Annotated in this window: 17 protein-coding genes; 7 read left to right on the top strand and 10 right to left on the bottom strand. The window is 60.5% G+C overall.

Annotated elements, in window-relative coordinates:
• Nucleotides 1-3: 3 nt before the first annotated feature.
• Nucleotides 4-645 carry a LysE family translocator gene (locus J5278_RS02610; protein ID WP_219258301.1) on the bottom strand — a complete coding sequence of 214 codons (642 nt, stop codon included), beginning with the start codon at nucleotides 643-645 and terminating at the stop codon, nucleotides 4-6.
• Nucleotides 646-795: 150 nt separating this feature from the next.
• On the opposite strand from J5278_RS02610, the gene J5278_RS02605 reads away from it, so the two are divergent.
• Nucleotides 796-1275 (top strand): MarR family winged helix-turn-helix transcriptional regulator, encoded by a 480-nt coding sequence (locus J5278_RS02605; protein WP_209185272.1) that lies wholly within the window; start codon nucleotides 796-798, stop codon nucleotides 1273-1275.
• Between the two features lie 67 nt (nucleotides 1276-1342).
• Here the strand turns inward: J5278_RS02605 and J5278_RS02600 are convergent, their stop codons facing one another.
• The 3 genes from J5278_RS02600 to J5278_RS02590 form a co-directional block, all read right to left on the bottom strand.
• Nucleotides 1343-2566 (bottom strand): argininosuccinate synthase, encoded by a 1224-nt coding sequence (locus tag J5278_RS02600; RefSeq protein WP_209185273.1) that lies wholly within the window; start codon nucleotides 2564-2566, stop codon nucleotides 1343-1345.
• 108 nt (nucleotides 2567-2674) lie between these two features.
• A complete protein-coding gene (locus J5278_RS31565) occupies nucleotides 2675-2809 on the bottom strand; it encodes a type II toxin-antitoxin system RelE/ParE family toxin (protein ID WP_374108288.1) in 135 nt (44 codons plus the stop codon).
• Between the two features lie 159 nt (nucleotides 2810-2968).
• A complete protein-coding gene (locus J5278_RS02590) occupies nucleotides 2969-3211 on the bottom strand; it encodes a type II toxin-antitoxin system ParD family antitoxin (protein ID WP_209185274.1) in 243 nt (80 codons plus the stop codon).
• Between the two features lie 83 nt (nucleotides 3212-3294).
• Between J5278_RS02590 and J5278_RS02585 the strand changes: the two genes are divergently transcribed.
• Both J5278_RS02585 and J5278_RS02580 read left to right on the top strand, forming a co-directional pair.
• Nucleotides 3295-4155 (top strand): SDR family oxidoreductase, encoded by an 861-nt coding sequence (locus tag J5278_RS02585; protein WP_209185275.1) that lies wholly within the window; start codon nucleotides 3295-3297, stop codon nucleotides 4153-4155.
• A gap of 60 nt (nucleotides 4156-4215) precedes the next feature.
• Nucleotides 4216-4857 carry a LysE family translocator gene (locus J5278_RS02580; RefSeq protein ID WP_209185276.1) on the top strand — a complete coding sequence of 214 codons (642 nt, stop codon included), beginning with the start codon at nucleotides 4216-4218 and terminating at the stop codon, nucleotides 4855-4857.
• A 146-nt stretch (nucleotides 4858-5003) separates the two neighbouring features.
• On the opposite strand, the gene rlmN is transcribed toward J5278_RS02580, so the two are convergent.
• Together rlmN and J5278_RS02570 are read right to left on the bottom strand one after the other, a co-directional pair.
• Complete coding sequence (gene rlmN / locus J5278_RS02575) at nucleotides 5004-6239, bottom strand: 23S rRNA (adenine(2503)-C(2))-methyltransferase RlmN (RefSeq protein ID WP_209207509.1); 1236 nt, start codon at nucleotides 6237-6239, stop codon at nucleotides 5004-5006.
• A 246-nt stretch (nucleotides 6240-6485) separates the two neighbouring features.
• Nucleotides 6486-7043, bottom strand: a complete 558-nt coding sequence (locus tag J5278_RS02570) for an invasion associated locus B family protein (protein ID WP_142824680.1) — start codon at nucleotides 7041-7043, stop codon at nucleotides 6486-6488.
• 338 nt (nucleotides 7044-7381) lie between these two features.
• On the opposite strand from J5278_RS02570, the gene J5278_RS02565 reads away from it, so the two are divergent.
• Nucleotides 7382-7936 carry a sigma-70 family RNA polymerase sigma factor gene (locus J5278_RS02565; RefSeq protein ID WP_142824679.1) on the top strand — a complete coding sequence of 185 codons (555 nt, stop codon included), beginning with the start codon at nucleotides 7382-7384 and terminating at the stop codon, nucleotides 7934-7936.
• A gap of 25 nt (nucleotides 7937-7961) precedes the next feature.
• Here J5278_RS02565 and J5278_RS02560 read toward each other — a convergent pair whose 3' ends face one another.
• Together J5278_RS02560 and J5278_RS02555 are read right to left on the bottom strand one after the other, a co-directional pair.
• Entirely contained in the window at nucleotides 7962-8351 is a 390-nt protein-coding gene (locus J5278_RS02560) for a YkvA family protein (RefSeq protein ID WP_142824678.1), read from the bottom strand.
• Between the two features lie 58 nt (nucleotides 8352-8409).
• Nucleotides 8410-8715 (bottom strand): 4a-hydroxytetrahydrobiopterin dehydratase, encoded by a 306-nt coding sequence (locus tag J5278_RS02555; protein ID WP_209185278.1) that lies wholly within the window; start codon nucleotides 8713-8715, stop codon nucleotides 8410-8412.
• A gap of 35 nt (nucleotides 8716-8750) precedes the next feature.
• Between J5278_RS02555 and J5278_RS02550 the strand changes: the two genes are divergently transcribed.
• Nucleotides 8751-9230, top strand: coding sequence for a low molecular weight protein-tyrosine-phosphatase (locus tag J5278_RS02550; RefSeq protein ID WP_209185279.1), 480 nt, complete (start codon nucleotides 8751-8753; stop codon nucleotides 9228-9230).
• Here J5278_RS02550 and thpR read toward each other — a convergent pair.
• Together thpR and J5278_RS02540 are read right to left on the bottom strand one after the other, a co-directional pair.
• Complete coding sequence (gene thpR / locus J5278_RS02545; RefSeq protein ID WP_209185280.1) at nucleotides 9164-9757, bottom strand: RNA 2',3'-cyclic phosphodiesterase; 594 nt, start codon at nucleotides 9755-9757, stop codon at nucleotides 9164-9166. The two genes, J5278_RS02550 and thpR, sit on opposite strands and share 67 nt — an antisense overlap.
• 66 nt (nucleotides 9758-9823) lie before the next feature.
• Nucleotides 9824-10474, bottom strand: coding sequence for an arylesterase (locus J5278_RS02540; protein ID WP_209185281.1), 651 nt, complete (start codon nucleotides 10472-10474; stop codon nucleotides 9824-9826).
• A 72-nt stretch (nucleotides 10475-10546) separates the two neighbouring features.
• Here J5278_RS02540 and J5278_RS02535 point away from each other — a divergent pair, with 72 nt between their 5' ends.
• Nucleotides 10547-11257, top strand: coding sequence for an ABC transporter ATP-binding protein (locus tag J5278_RS02535; RefSeq protein WP_209185282.1), 711 nt, complete (start codon nucleotides 10547-10549; stop codon nucleotides 11255-11257).
• Nucleotides 11254-13800 carry an ABC transporter permease gene (locus J5278_RS02530; RefSeq protein ID WP_209185283.1) on the top strand — a complete coding sequence of 849 codons (2547 nt, stop codon included), beginning with the start codon at nucleotides 11254-11256 and terminating at the stop codon, nucleotides 13798-13800. Before J5278_RS02535 ends, J5278_RS02530 begins: the two co-directional genes overlap by 4 nt.
• The last annotated feature ends 76 nt before the right edge of the window (nucleotides 13801-13876 follow it).

The following is a 13876-nucleotide window of genomic DNA, read 5'->3' as shown; positions in this document are numbered from 1 at the left end:
GTATCAGGCCCTGCGCCACCCGAGCAGCCCCGGCGCGGAATGCCAGAGCGCCTGCGCAGCAAAACCCATGAACAAAACCCCGGAGAAGCGCACGATGACGCGTTCGTGGGACCGATAGAGCCGCCGCACGGCGCCGGCACCGATGATACCGATCAGAATGATATCGGCGACCACGAACCCGGCAAAGGCAACGCCTAGCAGCAACGGAAGCTCGCTGAACTGCAAGGCACTGGCCGAACCGGCGACAAGCGCCGTGAAGGTCGCGAGCGCCACCGGATATCCCTTTGGATTGGTGGCGCCGAAGATAAGGCCGCGTCGAAAAGGGCGCTCGACTGCGATCATCGCCGCACCGTCGACCCGGGGCTTGGCAGTTACCGCGTGCCAGCCGATCCAGGCGAGATAGAGGCCACAGAACAAGCCAAGCAGATCGAATACGAGGCTGCCGATGGTCCGCGCACCGATGATTGCGGTCAGGGCCAGGGCAGACCACATGAGATCGCCGAACAGATGGCCGCACATGAAAAGCGCCCCCGCCCTTCGCCCCTGGCCAGCACCTATTCCCAGCAGCGCCAGAAAAGCCGGACCGGGAATGAGCACGTAAAACAGTGCGGCGAGGAAAGTGCCGGCAATCAGGGAGGAGGTCATGGCACGGTTTCCGCTTGATTTGCAGCCAGCTTAACGCCGGCACTGCGGGCGTCAAGGCGCCCTTGTCGCCGGCAAAGATTCAATTGTGTTCGCGCAATAGAGTGATTAAGGAAAACCAGAGAGAACCGCGATAAAGAGCCGAGAAACGCAATGAGCATCACAATAGATACGGATACGCTCGCATTTCTCGTCGCCGATTGCGCCCGGCTGATGCGAATGGCTTTCGAGAAACGCATCTCGTCGGCCGGGCTCGGCATCACCGCCGGCGAGGCAAGAACCCTTGTTCAGATTGCTGCGGTCAACGGCAGCCGGCAGCTCGACATCGCCATACGCATGGGGCTGGAGCCGATGACGGTGAGCGCTTTCCTCGACCGTCTGCAGGCCCGCGGGCTGATCGAACGCCAGCCCGACCCCCTGGACCGCCGTGCAAAGCGGATACTCCTGTCGGACGCTGCGGAAGACATGATCCGCGCCATCAGCATCGAAATCGCTGCCGTCCAGCAGGAAGCAACGATGGGGCTGGACGAGCAGGCTTTGTGCGACGTGAGCAAGGCTCTCAAAAGCTTCCGGCTCAACCTCCAGAAAGTCGAACAACCCGCAATCGAAAACGCCCCGATCACAGACGGCTGACTTTTCCCGAAAAAGAGACCCGCCACCATCTGCGGTGACAGGCCCTGCTCAGGCTGGGCTCAATGGCTCAGTTCGACAGGTTGCGCTTGCCGAGCGTGCGCAGGCGAAGGGCATTGAGCTTGATGAAGCCTGCTGCATCCTTCTGGTCGTAGGCGCCCTGGTCGTCCTCGAAGGTGACCAGCTTGTCGGAATACAGCGACTTCGGGCTCTCGCGGCCGATAACCATGACATTGCCCTTGTAGAGCTTCAGCGTCACTTCGCCCTCGACATGCTCCTGGCTCTTGTCGATCGCCGCCTGCAGCATCTCGCGCTCCGGCGAATACCAGAACCCGAAATAGATGAGCTCCGCATAGCGCGGCATCAGTTCGTCCTTCAGATGCGCAGCACCGCGATCGAGCGTGATCGATTCCATCGTCCGGTGGGCAGTGAGAAGGATCGTGCCACCGGGTGTCTCATAGACGCCGCGCGACTTCATGCCGACGAAACGGTTCTCGACGAGGTCGAGACGGCCGATGCCGTTGTCCCGGCCGTAGTCGTTGAGGGTCGCCAGCAGCGTCGCCGGGCTCATCCGGACGCCGTTGACCGACACCGCATCGCCACGCTCGAAGCCGACCTTGATGATGGTCGCCTTGTCAGGAGCGGATTCCGGAGAAATGGTGCGCATATGCACATATTCCGGCGCTTCCTGCGACGGGTCTTCCAGAACCTTGCCCTCGGAGGACGAGTGCAGCAGGTTGGCATCGACAGAGAACGGCGCTTCGCCCTTCTTGTCCTTGGCAACCGGGATCTGGTGCGCTTCGGCAAAGGCCAGGAGATCGGTGCGGGACTTGAAGTTCCAGTCGCGCCAGGGAGCGATGATCTTGATATCGGGGTTCAGCGCATAGGCCGCGAGTTCGAAACGAACCTGGTCGTTGCCCTTGCCGGTCGCGCCATGGGCAATGGCATCGGCGCCGGTCTTGCGGGCGATCTCGATCAGGTGCTTGGAGATCAGCGGCCGGGCAATCGACGTGCCGAGCAGGTAGACGCCTTCATAGACGGCATTGGCGCGGAACATCGGGAAAACGAAATCGCGGACGAACTCTTCGCGGACATCCTCGATGTAGATTTCCTTGATGCCCATCATCTCGGCCTTCTTGCGGGCCGGCTCGAGCTCTTCGCCCTGGCCGAGATCGGCAGTGAAGGTGACGACTTCGGCGCCGAGTTCCGTCTGCAGCCATTTCAGGATGATCGAGGTGTCGAGACCGCCGGAATAAGCGAGAACGACTTTTTTCACGTCTTTGTGCGATACCATGATGATGAGGTCCGTTTTTATGCGCGCGGCGCCGGACGCCGCAAATCTTGATGTCGCGGCACTTTTATCGAGATTAGCGCCATGCGCAAGAAAAACTGAAGCCTGCATTCAGCGCAGATGCGCAGTAATATTCATACGTTGATGCAGGATACGAATGATTGTGACCGCGCGCGCATCGGCTTTGTAAACGATGAAATGCGATTCGAACGGAAGAATGAAATAGCCGGTGATTATGTGGTCGATATTGCGGCCCTGCCTGGCGCCACGCGCCAGTTCCGGAAAGCATGACGTCAGCCGCCTTTAGTAGTCATTGGCTTGCTGAAGCGACCATTTTCGAGCGTGTATCTGAAAATTCCGTCCAGATCCCGGCGTGCCTTCGGCAGAAGCCGAAATTGGCGTCGCCTATCGGACATGTTTACGATGCATTTCGCTCAGAAATTCCCCGGTGTCGAATGGCTCGGCCTGGCCCGATTGCTCCCCTTCGATGATGGCAGCACGGATGGCATTGATTTCTGCTTGCTTGCGTAGAAGTCTCAACCCGGCGTCGATGACAGCGCTTGGGGAAGCAAAGTGGCCATGGTTCACCTGTTCGTCGACGAAATCCTCCATCTGTTCATCCAGCGTGACAGACTTGAGTTTAGACATGGCGTCCTCCGTCGTTTGACTTGGCTGGGCAAATTACCATATCTCGCAACATCATAACAAGGGCTGGAGAGGGTAGGCAGACCATGGCAAATATCGAGGACGTCTTCAAAAGTTCCAACGTCGCCGTCATCACCGGCGGCGCTTCCGGCATCGGCTTTTCCGCTGCCAAAAACTTTGCTGCGCGCGGCATGAGCGTCGTCTTGGCAGACCTCGGTGGCGACCGGTTGGCAAAGGCAAAGGAAGAGATCATCGCCCTTTCCAATGGTAGCGACGAACATGTCATGGCCATCGAGACCGATGTCAGTGACAAGGAATCGCTGGACGCCCTGGAGCGCACCGTCATCCAGCGCTTCGGCCGCGTCCATGTACTGATGAACAATGCCGGCATCGGCCCGGAGACATCGATCTTCAGCCCGCAGGCCGGCTGGGACAACATCCTCGGCGTCAACCTGATGGGCGTCATCAACGGCACGCGCACGTTCGGACAGCACATGATCGGCCATGGCGAACCTGGCATGATCATCAACACCGGCTCCAAGCAGGGCATCACCACGCCGCCGGGAAACCCTGCCTACAATGTCTCCAAAGCCGGTGTGAAGGCTTTCACCGAGGCGCTGCAGCATGAACTCCGCAACACGGAAGGTTGCCGGATCACCGCCCACCTGCTGATACCGGGCTTTGTCTACACACCTCTCACAAAGGGCGACCGCACGGAGAAGCCCGCCGCCGCCTGGACGCCGGAGCAGACCGTCGATTTCATGATGAAAAGTCTTGAGCGCGACGATTTCTACATCCTCTGCCCCGACAACGATGTGCCCCGTTCACTGGATGAAAAGCGAATTCTCTGGGCCGCTGGCGATATCGTCGAAAACAGGCCTCCGCTGTCGCGCTGGCACGGGGGGTACGATGACGCATTCAAGGCCTTTGTCGCCGGCAAGGGCTGATTGGCAATCGCCGCTAAACAAGGTAGGCATCCTGGAAACCTATGATCCGAGGAGCCTGCCATGGACTTCCTGCCGAGCTTTGCGACGGCGCTCGCCTTTGTCGCCGCAAGCCTTCTTCTGGCCGCGACGCCAGGCCCGGACATGACGCTTTCGATCAGCCGCGCCCTGTCGCAGGGCAAGACGCCTGCGCTGTTTGTCGTGCTTGGGACCAGCCTCGGAATCGTCGTCCACACGATGCTGGTGGCATTTGGGATATCGGCCCTGATCACGGCCTCTCCGGTTGCCTTCACCATCCTGAAGACCGGCGGCGCGGCCTATCTCCTGTGGCTCGCTGTTCAGGCCATCCGCTTCGGCTCGAAACTCAGCGTCAATGCTGTAGAAGAGCCGAAAGTGTCGCCGCTGTCGAACATGGCGAGCGGGTTTTGGGTCAACCTCCTGAACCCGAAGGTCATCATCTTCTTCATGACCTTCCTGCCGCAGTTCGTCACTGCCGGCGATCCGGCCGTCACCCAGAAGCTGCTGTTCTTCGGTTTTCTGTTCATTTCCGTCGGCATGCCGGTCAACGCCCTGGTCGTGCTCGCCTCCGACAGGCTGGCATCATGGCTGCAGAACAACAGGAAGGTCTTGCGCGGCATGGACTATACCTTCGCCGGCGTCTTCTCGATCTTCGCGGCGAAGATCCTGTTTACCCACGCGCGCTAGGTACGTCGCGTGGTCGGCCATCCCTGCGGGTGATATAGATCAACGCATCCGAGCGCACCGACCACGAAGATCGCAATTGCAATCCCGTCGAAATTGGTGGCCGTCAGTTTCGTCTGCTCGTTGCAAACGACTTCGCCCGTCGACCGTCAGTCTTCGCCGTGGTTGGCGATCATCATGGCTTCGAAGGCGAGGCGGTCGGTCTTGCGCATGCGCTCCGAATCCGATTTCAGCTGGCCGCAGGCGGCGAGAATGTCGCGTCCGCGCGGCGTACGGATTGGCGAGGCATAGCCGGCCGCATTGATGAAATCGGCAAATTTCTCGATCTGCTCCCAGTCCGAGCACTGATAGTTGCTGCCGGGCCAGGGATTGAACGGGATCAGGTTGATCTTTGCCGGCACGCCCTTCAACAGCTGGATAAGCCCCTTGGCATCTTCGAGACTGTCGTTGACGTCCTTCAGCATCACATATTCGAATGTGATGCGGCGGGCATTCGACAGGCCGGGATATTTGCGGCAGGCGTCGATCAGGTCCTTCAGCGGATACTTCTTGTTGATCGGCACCAGGATGTCGCGCAGATCGTCGCGCACAGCGTGCAGCGATATCGCCAGCATGACGCCGATTTCGTCGCCGGTACGGAAGATTTCCGGCACCACGCCCGAGGTCGAAAGTGTGATGCGACGACGCGACAGCGACAGGCCGTCACCGTCGGAGGCGATCAGCAGAGCGGTCTTCACGGCCTCGAAATTATAGAGCGGCTCGCCCATGCCCATCATCACCATGTTCGAGACCTTGCGGCCCTCGGCAGGCATGGCGGTACCCACAGGCGTATCGCGATCCGGGAAGTCGCCGAGCCGGTCACGCGCCAGCAGCAACTGCGAGAGGATTTCCTCGGCCGTCAGGTTGCGCACCAGCCGCTGGGTGCCGGTGTGGCAGAAGGAACAGGTCAGGGTACAGCCGACCTGGCTGGAGACGCACAGCGTCCCCCGGCCCTCCTCAGGGATATAGACGGTTTCGATCTCGACAGGTCGTCCTGCACCGCGTGCCGGAAAACGCATCAGCCATTTGCGTGTACCGTCGTTGGACACCTGCTCCTCGACGATCTCCGGGCGGGCGATGGTAAAATGCTGCTTCAGCATTTCACGCATGTCCTTGGCGACGTTGACCATGGCATCGAAATCAGACACGCCGCGCACATACAGCCAGTTCCACAACTGGCTGACGCGCATCTTGATCTGCTTTTCGGGAACGCCCTTTTCGCGCAGTGCCTGCCCCATCTCCTCGCGCGTCAGGCCGATCAAAGACGGCTTCGGTAGAGCTTCGCCACCGCGCACGACGGGCGCCGAAGCGGGCTTGGCAATGGTCATGGCATCTATCACGGACATGGGATCATCCAAAAGGTTGATGCCTGCCGTGCTTCGAGGAAGCTGCAGGCGCGATCTAGGGTATTGAAATTGAATTCGGTGACGGAAGGGGCGACAGTATCGCAGGCACATCCGCAGTTCGCGGCGGCAATAGCACTAATTTCGTCGCCCGTCATCCCCCTCAAAACGCCAGAGGCCGGCCAAAGGCCAGCCTCCATGATCTTGCGCCCGCGCTTTTCACACACGAAAAGCGGAAACCGGCCCAGCCTACTTGCAGCTCTCGATCTGCTTCAGCGAGGCGGAAATGCCAGCCAGCGAGTAGGTGTAGGACGTGCCCGTACCCTTCTTCGACGTTGCAGTGACGGTCAGGGAGTGGCCGGTCTTCATGGCCGAGACCAAAGCCGGCTCCTGTGCGGCGTTCTCGACCCATGCAGCCTTGTCCTTGGTGAACATGACGAAGGTCTTGTTGTCGATGGTCACGTTGACCTTGGAGTTTTCCTTCAGCACATAGCCCATCATCGCCTGGGGCTCGTAGGAGATGTTCTGGCCGGGGCGCTGGGTGACGATGAAGAAGTTGTCGCCGTGGTCGATGCCCGTTGCCGGCAGCTTTGCCGTCGGCACCGACAGGACGTAGCACACCTTGCCGGTTCCCGACTGGTAGGAATAGGCACCCCAGGCATCGAACTGCTTGATGCGGGTCGGCGCTGCAGATTGCGTCTGGGCGGCAGCCGCAGGCGCGGCCTTTGGCTTGGTTTTCTGAGCGGATGCGATGCCGGCGGTGGCCAGAACGAGCGTGAGGGCGATTGCGGAGCTTTTTACAAACATGATTTCCTGCCGGTTTCTTGCGATCCAGAGCCCGACGTGAATTTCGTCGGGAGATGCGTATTCACGAGGCGCCTTATTTTGGCGTAATTTCGGTTACCAAACCGTCAATGGGATGGGCGATTGCCTCTTAACTGTGCCAATTCAGTCAAGCTATGATCGAAAGATTGTCGAAACTTCTGAAGATAGATGGACCTGATTGGCGAGATCGCCAGCCTTTATAGCGATTTAAGACAGAAAGATTCAGGCAAGAGTTTGACGTTTATAAAATCCGCTGTACCTCATAAACCATTCGGACGACGGTTGCGAGTTGCAAGAGCTGGGGGGCAGGTGGAGGGGAAATGGATGCGAAGGAAAAACAGCGCTTTGCTGTCCTCGCCAGGGCCGTTGCCGAGCGCCGTGACCAGACGGCGTTTTCCCATCTGTACGACTACTTCGCGCCAAGGCTGAAGTCCTGGCTTTTGCGGCAGCGCATGGCCGATGGAGAGGCAGAGGAGCTTGTCCAGGAGGTGATGATCGTCCTCTGGCACAAGGCTGGGCTATACGACCCGGCACGCTCTTCGCTGTCGACCTGGATTTTCCGTATCGCCCGCAATCGCCGCATCGATATGCAGCGTCGATCAAAAATTCGTGTGCTCGACGATAATGATCCGGGATTGCAGCCAATCGGCGAATTGGCGGCCGACGTCGTCATGGAATACGAAGACCGCGATGCACAGGTGCGCGCTGCAATGGCCGAGTTGCCGCACGAACAGCAGGAGCTTCTGCGCGCCGCATTCTTCCTCGGACAATCGCACTCGGAGATCGCTGCCATCACCGGCCTGCCGCTCGGGACTGTCAAGTCGCGCATCAGGCTGGCTTTCGGCAAGCTTAAGAAACGGCTTGAGGCAGTCTAGGTCGCCGTCTGCCTGCGCTCACCTGCTAGGCCGGCTTGCCGGCATCCAGTTCATCCGCCAGCGCCCGGTCGGCGGCATCGTAGTGACTTTCGTTGATATGCCCGCTGACCATGCGAAACGCTGCCGTCAGCACCGCTATGTCATCCGTGTAGCCCACGACCGCCATGAAATCCGGAATGATATCGAAGGGCATCACGAAATAGGCAAGCGCTGCCAGCAAGATGCCTCGCACGCGCGCAGGCGTTTGCGGATCGAGAGCGCAGTAAAAGGCAGCAACCATGTCGCGCGCAAACGGGACGTAGCGGATTGCCTTGCGAAGTGCCGGCCAGAACTTGCGGCGCACGGTCTTCTCCCGGCTTTGACGGGTATCGTCATCGCCTGGAAGAAGAATCTCGCCGAACTTGATATCTTGCATTGCTGGAAAATCCTGTGGGACCCTTGAGGCACACATATGGAAGCGGCGGCTCGAGCAATCAACCGATACGGCCGGCCGCAGCCTTGTCCATCGCTTTCGCCATGCGAAAATCCTGCTCCGTCAATCCGCCGGCATCATGGGTGGTCAGCGTCACCTCGACCTTCGAGTAGACGTTGAACCATTCGGGATGATGATCGAACTTTTCCGCCGCAAGCGCGCTTTCCGTCATGAAACCGAAGGCTTCGCGAAAGTTGGCGAATTTGAAGCTTCTGGTGATCGATTTCGCGTCCCCCGCAAGCGTCCAGCCGTCAAGGCCGGTCATCTTTTCTTCTATGGCCGTCGCTTCAAGTTTGTCGTATTTCATGTCGGTGGCCCTCGTTTGAACAGTCGAAAGTTCGTATGCATCGTTTCAAGATCCTCTTCGTCTGCATGGGCAACATCTGTCGCTCGCCGCTCGCCGAAGGAATTTTCAGACATATGGCAATAAACGCCGGACGCGCCGCAGAGTTCGATATCGACTCGGCCGGCACCGGCGGATGGCATCAGGGCAACCCGCCAGACCCGCGCTCGATCGCTGTTGCGGCTGTCCACGGCATCGATATTGCTGCCCAGCGCGCACGCCGCATCGTAGCTGCCGACTTCGATCGTTTCGACCTGATCCTGGCGCTTGATCGTGACAATTTAAGGGTTCTCGAAAAGATGGCGAGTGGCGCAAACGCGGCCAAGCTGCATCTCTTCAATCGCTATGCTCTGGAAACCGGGGAAGATATCCCCGATCCCTACTACGGCGGCCGGGATGATTTTGACCGCGTCTACAGCATGCTCTTGACCGGCTGCAAGGCCTTGCTGGAAACCGCCGGGAAAGTTCGCACCTCGTGAAGCGGAAAAATCTCTTCCGTCAGATACGGACCGCCGCCAACCGATTCCCGAGACGATAGCAGCACAAAGCGTGACGCCGTGAACAGCGATGTCTGGAAATCGCCGCGGCCAGAGAGATAGTGCGCGACATCGTCCAGACGTGACGATTTCAACCGGGCCAGCGTAACGTGCGGCATGAATTTCCGGGGATCCGCCGACAGGCCGACCCGCTGGCAGATCCGCTCGATCTCGCCCTGCAGCGCATACATTTCGGGATTTGGCGTAACGCCGGCCCAGACCGAGTGCGGCTTCTTGGAGCCGAAGGCACCGATGCCATCCAGCTTGATCTGAAATTCGGGCCTTTCGATCCGGTCCAGGCGCTCGACGATTTCATCGGCGGTCCGGCCATCGACGTCCCCGATGAAGCGCAAGGTGATGTGGTAGTTCTCTACGTCAATCCACCGGGCGCCCGGTAGACCACCGCGCAACAACGACAGGCTCATCGCCGCGTTACGGGGAATTTCGAGGGCGGTAAACAGTCTCGGCATGGCGAGATCCCCGAATCTTTTGCAGATACATGCAGCGAATCACGCAATCAAATGCGGCGCAAGTGTCTATTTCTGCACCGCAGCGATCGTCCCAATGAAACTTGTCACCTGTGGCATAATCCGCTGCACCATGACATCGACCCCTTCCGGATTGGGATGCATGCCATCCTGCAGTTGCAACTTTGCCTGGCCAGCAACGCCGTCAAGGAAGAATGGGTACAACGGCAACTGGTACTTGTCGGCCAGCCGCTTGTAGATCGGGTTGAAACGGGCGGCATAATCCCCGCCCATATTCGGCGGCGCCAGCATGCCGGCCAGAAGAACGGGAATTTTGCGTTCCTTTAGCTTGGCGATGATCGCATCGAGGTTCTTCTCGCTCTCCTCCGGTGCAATGCCACGCAGCGCATCGTTGGCGCCGAGTTCGAGAATGACGCCATCGGTACCGTCTGGCACTGACCAGTCTGTCCGCGCCAACCCGCCGGAGGTCGTGTCGCCGGACACACCGGCATCGGAAACCGCGACATCGAGCCCCTTGGCTTTCAACGCGGCCTGGAGCTTTGCCGGAAAACCGTCCCCCGGTGGCAGCATGTAACCGGCCATCAGGCTGTCGCCGAGACCGACCAGCTGGATGGTTCTGGCGGCAGCCGGACCGCAGAGGCCGAACACAAGGGCAGCGGCAATGACGACGAATTGAAACCCGGCAACTTTAAAACGCATGATCGATTCCCTAGATTGCCTGCATTGGGCGCGCAGCAGCGACCCGTCTTCGCTTATATAGGGCAGTTCTCATTGGCTAAAACAATCATCGAGCTGAAGAAGGCGGATTTGACGCTGGGCAACGCCGCCGCGTCGGTGCATGTGCTGAAAGGCATCGACCTGACCATTTTCGAAGGCGAATCCGTCGGCATCGTCGGTCCTTCCGGATCAGGCAAATCGACGCTGCTGATGGTTCTGGCCGGGCTGGAGAGCCTCGACAGCGGCGAAATCATCATTCGCGACACTCCGCTGCATGCCCTCAGCGAAGACAAGGTCGCCGATTTCCGCGGCCGCAACATCGGCATCGTCTTCCAGTCCTTCCACCTGATCGCCAACATGACGGCGCTGGAAAATGTCGCGGTGCCGCTGGAACTGGCGAATGTGCGGGACGCCTTCGACATCGCCCGCCGCGAACTGGAGTCCGTTGGGCTTGGCGAACGTCTAACCCACTATCCCGGCCAGCTCTCGGGCGGCGAACAGCAGCGCGTGGCGATTGCACGCGCTCTCGCCCCCTCGCCGGCCCTGATCATCGCCGACGAACCGACCGGCAACCTTGACACAGACACCGGCCGGCAGATCGCCGACCTGCTTTTCGCAAAGCAGGCCGAGCGCGGCACCACGCTGTTGCTGGTCACCCACGACAACGCGCTGGCGGCCCGCTGCTCGCGCCAGATCCGGGTGCGCTCCGGCGCAATCGACAGCGACAACACGAAGGCGTCCGACCAGCAGGCAGTTTTCGCATGACGCTCGGCGGCGCCCGCCTATCCCTCGCCTTCCGTCTGGCACTGCGCGAACTGCGCGGCGGCCTGCGCGGATTTTATATCTTCCTCGCCTGTATCGCGCTCGGCACCGGCGCCATCGCCGCCGTCAATTCCGTTTCGCGCTCGATTACCGACGCCATCGCAACGCAGGGGCAGACGCTGCTGGCCGGCGACGTACGCTTTGAAATCAACAATCGCGAGGCGACGCCTGAAGAGATGTCCTATCTCAAAGGCCTCGGCACGCTTTCTGCGTCGACAGGTGTGCGATCGATGGCGCGCCTGCCGGATGGTACCGACCAGTCGCTGGTCGAGGTCAAGGCCGTCGATCAGGCCTATCCGCTCTACGGGAAATTCGAAGCCGAACCGGATCAGCCGCTTTCGACGCTTCTGGCGGAAAAGGACGGCACCTATGGCGCCCTGGTAGCGCCCCTGCTGCTCGATCGCCTTAACCTGAAAATCGGCAGCGAACTGCTGCTGGGCAGCGCCAAGCTGCGGATTTCAGGCACGATCAAGAACGAACCGGATGCGATTTCCGAGGGCTTTGCCTTTGCGCCGAGATTACTCACCAGCGCCGATGCCCTGACAGCCTCCGGCCTGGTGCAGAACGGCAGCCTCGTCGAGCATGGCTACAAGATCCGCATGGCAGACCCTGCCAATGGACTGAAAGGCATTGCAGACCGCGCCAACAAGGCATTTCCGCAAGCCGGATGGTCGATCCGCACCAGCGACAAGGCGGCACCGTCGCTGGCCGATAACATCACCCGCTTCTCACAATTCCTCACCCTCGTCGGCCTGACGGCACTGATCGTCGGCGGCGTCGGTGTGGCCAATGCCGTGCGCGCCTTTCTCGACAGCAAACGCACGACCATCGCTACCTTCAAATGCCTCGGCGCGCCCGCCTCCGTGGTAGTGATGATCTATCTGATCCAGATCGCCCTGATCGCGCTGGCCGGCATTCTTGTCGGCCTTGTGATCGGCGCGATAGCCCCGATTTTCGCGTCTCAGTTCATGGCGCAGTTCCTGCCGGTCTCGACAGCGCCGACCCTCTACCCGGGAGCGCTGACGCTGGCCGCGCTGTTCGGCCTCCTGACCACGCTCGCCTTCGCCATCCTGCCGCTCGGCCACGCCCGCGAAGTGCCGGCGACCGCGCTGTTCCGCGAGCAGGGCTTCGAGACCCGCAAGCTGCCGTCCTGGCCCTATCTCCTCGGCGCAGCGTTGCTGCTCGCAGCCCTCTCCACGCTGGCCATCTTCACCGCCTATGACCGCTTTATCGCCATCGTCTTCATCGTTGCCATCGCCGTGGCCTTTGCAGTCCTGCGGCTGGTTGCCTGGGGCCTCGCATGGCTCGCAAGGCGCAGTCCGCGCGTCAACTCGCCGGCATTGCGGCTTGCTATCGGCAACATCCATCGGCCCGGCGCGCTGACCGCATCGGTCGTGCTGTCTCTCGGCCTCGGCCTGGCACTGCTGGTGACGCTGACGCTGATCGACAGCAACATGCGGCGCGAACTGACCGGCCACATGGCAGACCAGGCGCCGAACTTCTTCTTCGTCGATATCCAGGGCAGCGAACTCGAGGGCTTCAAGACGCTGGTCACAGCGCAGGCGCCGAAGGGCAAGCTGACCGAGGTGCCGATGCTGCGCGGCCGCATCACCGCCTTCAACGGCGAGGATGTCACCAAGCGCCAGGTCCCGCCGGCCGGCCAATGGGTGCTGCGCGGCGACCGAGGCATCACCTATGCCGAAACGCCGCCGGAAAATGCCGCCATCACCGAAGGCAAGTGGTGGGACAAGGGATATACCGGCGAACCGCTGGTGTCGTTCTCGCAGGAGGAAGGCAAGGCGCTGGGCCTGAAGCTCGGAGACACCGTCACCGTCAATGTGCTCGGGCGCAACATGACGGCCAAGATCGCCAACTTCCGCAAGGTGGAATGGCAATCGCTGTCGATCAATTTCGTCATGATCTTCACCCCGAACACCTTCAAGGGCGCGCCACACGCCTGGCTGGCGACGCTGACAGACCCGTCCGCGACGGCCGAGCAGGAGGCGACGATCCTGCGAACCGTGACCAATGCCTATCCGACTATCACCAGCGTCCGCGTCAAGGATGCGCTCGATATGATCAACTCCCTCGTGGCCCAGCTTGCGACGGCCATCCGTGCCGCCGCCTCGATCGCGCTGATCGCCTCGGTGCTGGTGCTCGCCGGTGCCCTTGCCGCCGGCAACAGGGCCCGCACCCACGATGCCGTGGTGCTGAAGACGCTGGGGGCGACCCGCGCCATGCTGATCCGCGCCTTCACCTACGAATACCTCATTCTCGGCGTGGCAACGGCGATCTTTGCGCTCACTGCCGGCTCAGTCGCGGCATGGTACATCGTCAGCCGGATCATGCATTTGCCGTCAAGCTTCCTGCCGGACGTCGCCTTTTCGACCATCGTCATCGCCCTGGTGCTGACGGTCGGTATCGGCCTCATCGGCACGTGGCGCATTCTAGGCCAGAAAGCAGCACCCGTGCTGCGCGAACTCTAGGGTCCGCCATTAACCCAAGCGGCCAAAAGCCCCGAGGTTACATCGATTTAACCCGATTGCAGATCGTTGGCTCTTG

This window comes from Rhizobium sp. B21/90 (assembly GCF_019355815.1).
Taxonomy (GTDB): domain Bacteria; phylum Pseudomonadota; class Alphaproteobacteria; order Rhizobiales; family Rhizobiaceae; genus Rhizobium; species Rhizobium rhododendri.
Note: the sequence above shows the minus strand (reverse complement) of the source record. Positions and strands in the feature narration are given on the sequence as shown.

What these genes read in the sequence shown, in the direction of transcription:
- J5278_RS02610 (WP_219258301.1), bottom strand. Translation starts at nt 645, where the DNA reads ATGACCTCCTCCCTGATTGCCGGCACTTTCCTCGCCGCACTGTTTTAC.
- J5278_RS02605 (WP_209185272.1), top strand. Translation starts at nt 796, where the DNA reads ATGAGCATCACAATAGATACGGATACGCTCGCATTTCTCGTCGCCGAT.
- J5278_RS02600 (WP_209185273.1), bottom strand. Translation starts at nt 2,566, where the DNA reads ATGGTATCGCACAAAGACGTGAAAAAAGTCGTTCTCGCTTATTCCGGC.
- J5278_RS02590 (WP_209185274.1), bottom strand. Translation starts at nt 3,211, where the DNA reads ATGTCTAAACTCAAGTCTGTCACGCTGGATGAACAGATGGAGGATTTC.
- J5278_RS02585 (WP_209185275.1), top strand. Translation starts at nt 3,295, where the DNA reads ATGGCAAATATCGAGGACGTCTTCAAAAGTTCCAACGTCGCCGTCATC.
- J5278_RS02580 (WP_209185276.1), top strand. Translation starts at nt 4,216, where the DNA reads ATGGACTTCCTGCCGAGCTTTGCGACGGCGCTCGCCTTTGTCGCCGCA.
- rlmN (WP_209207509.1), bottom strand. Translation starts at nt 6,239, where the DNA reads ATGTCCGTGATAGATGCCATGACCATTGCCAAGCCCGCTTCGGCGCCC.
- J5278_RS02570 (WP_142824680.1), bottom strand. Translation starts at nt 7,043, where the DNA reads ATGTTTGTAAAAAGCTCCGCAATCGCCCTCACGCTCGTTCTGGCCACC.
- J5278_RS02565 (WP_142824679.1), top strand. Translation starts at nt 7,382, where the DNA reads ATGGATGCGAAGGAAAAACAGCGCTTTGCTGTCCTCGCCAGGGCCGTT.
- J5278_RS02560 (WP_142824678.1), bottom strand. Translation starts at nt 8,351, where the DNA reads ATGCAAGATATCAAGTTCGGCGAGATTCTTCTTCCAGGCGATGACGAT.
- J5278_RS02555 (WP_209185278.1), bottom strand. Translation starts at nt 8,715, where the DNA reads ATGAAATACGACAAACTTGAAGCGACGGCCATAGAAGAAAAGATGACC.
- J5278_RS02550 (WP_209185279.1), top strand. Translation starts at nt 8,751, where the DNA reads ATGCATCGTTTCAAGATCCTCTTCGTCTGCATGGGCAACATCTGTCGC.
- thpR (WP_209185280.1), bottom strand. Translation starts at nt 9,757, where the DNA reads ATGCCGAGACTGTTTACCGCCCTCGAAATTCCCCGTAACGCGGCGATG.
- J5278_RS02540 (WP_209185281.1), bottom strand. Translation starts at nt 10,474, where the DNA reads ATGCGTTTTAAAGTTGCCGGGTTTCAATTCGTCGTCATTGCCGCTGCC.
- J5278_RS02530 (WP_209185283.1), top strand. Translation starts at nt 11,254, where the DNA reads ATGACGCTCGGCGGCGCCCGCCTATCCCTCGCCTTCCGTCTGGCACTG.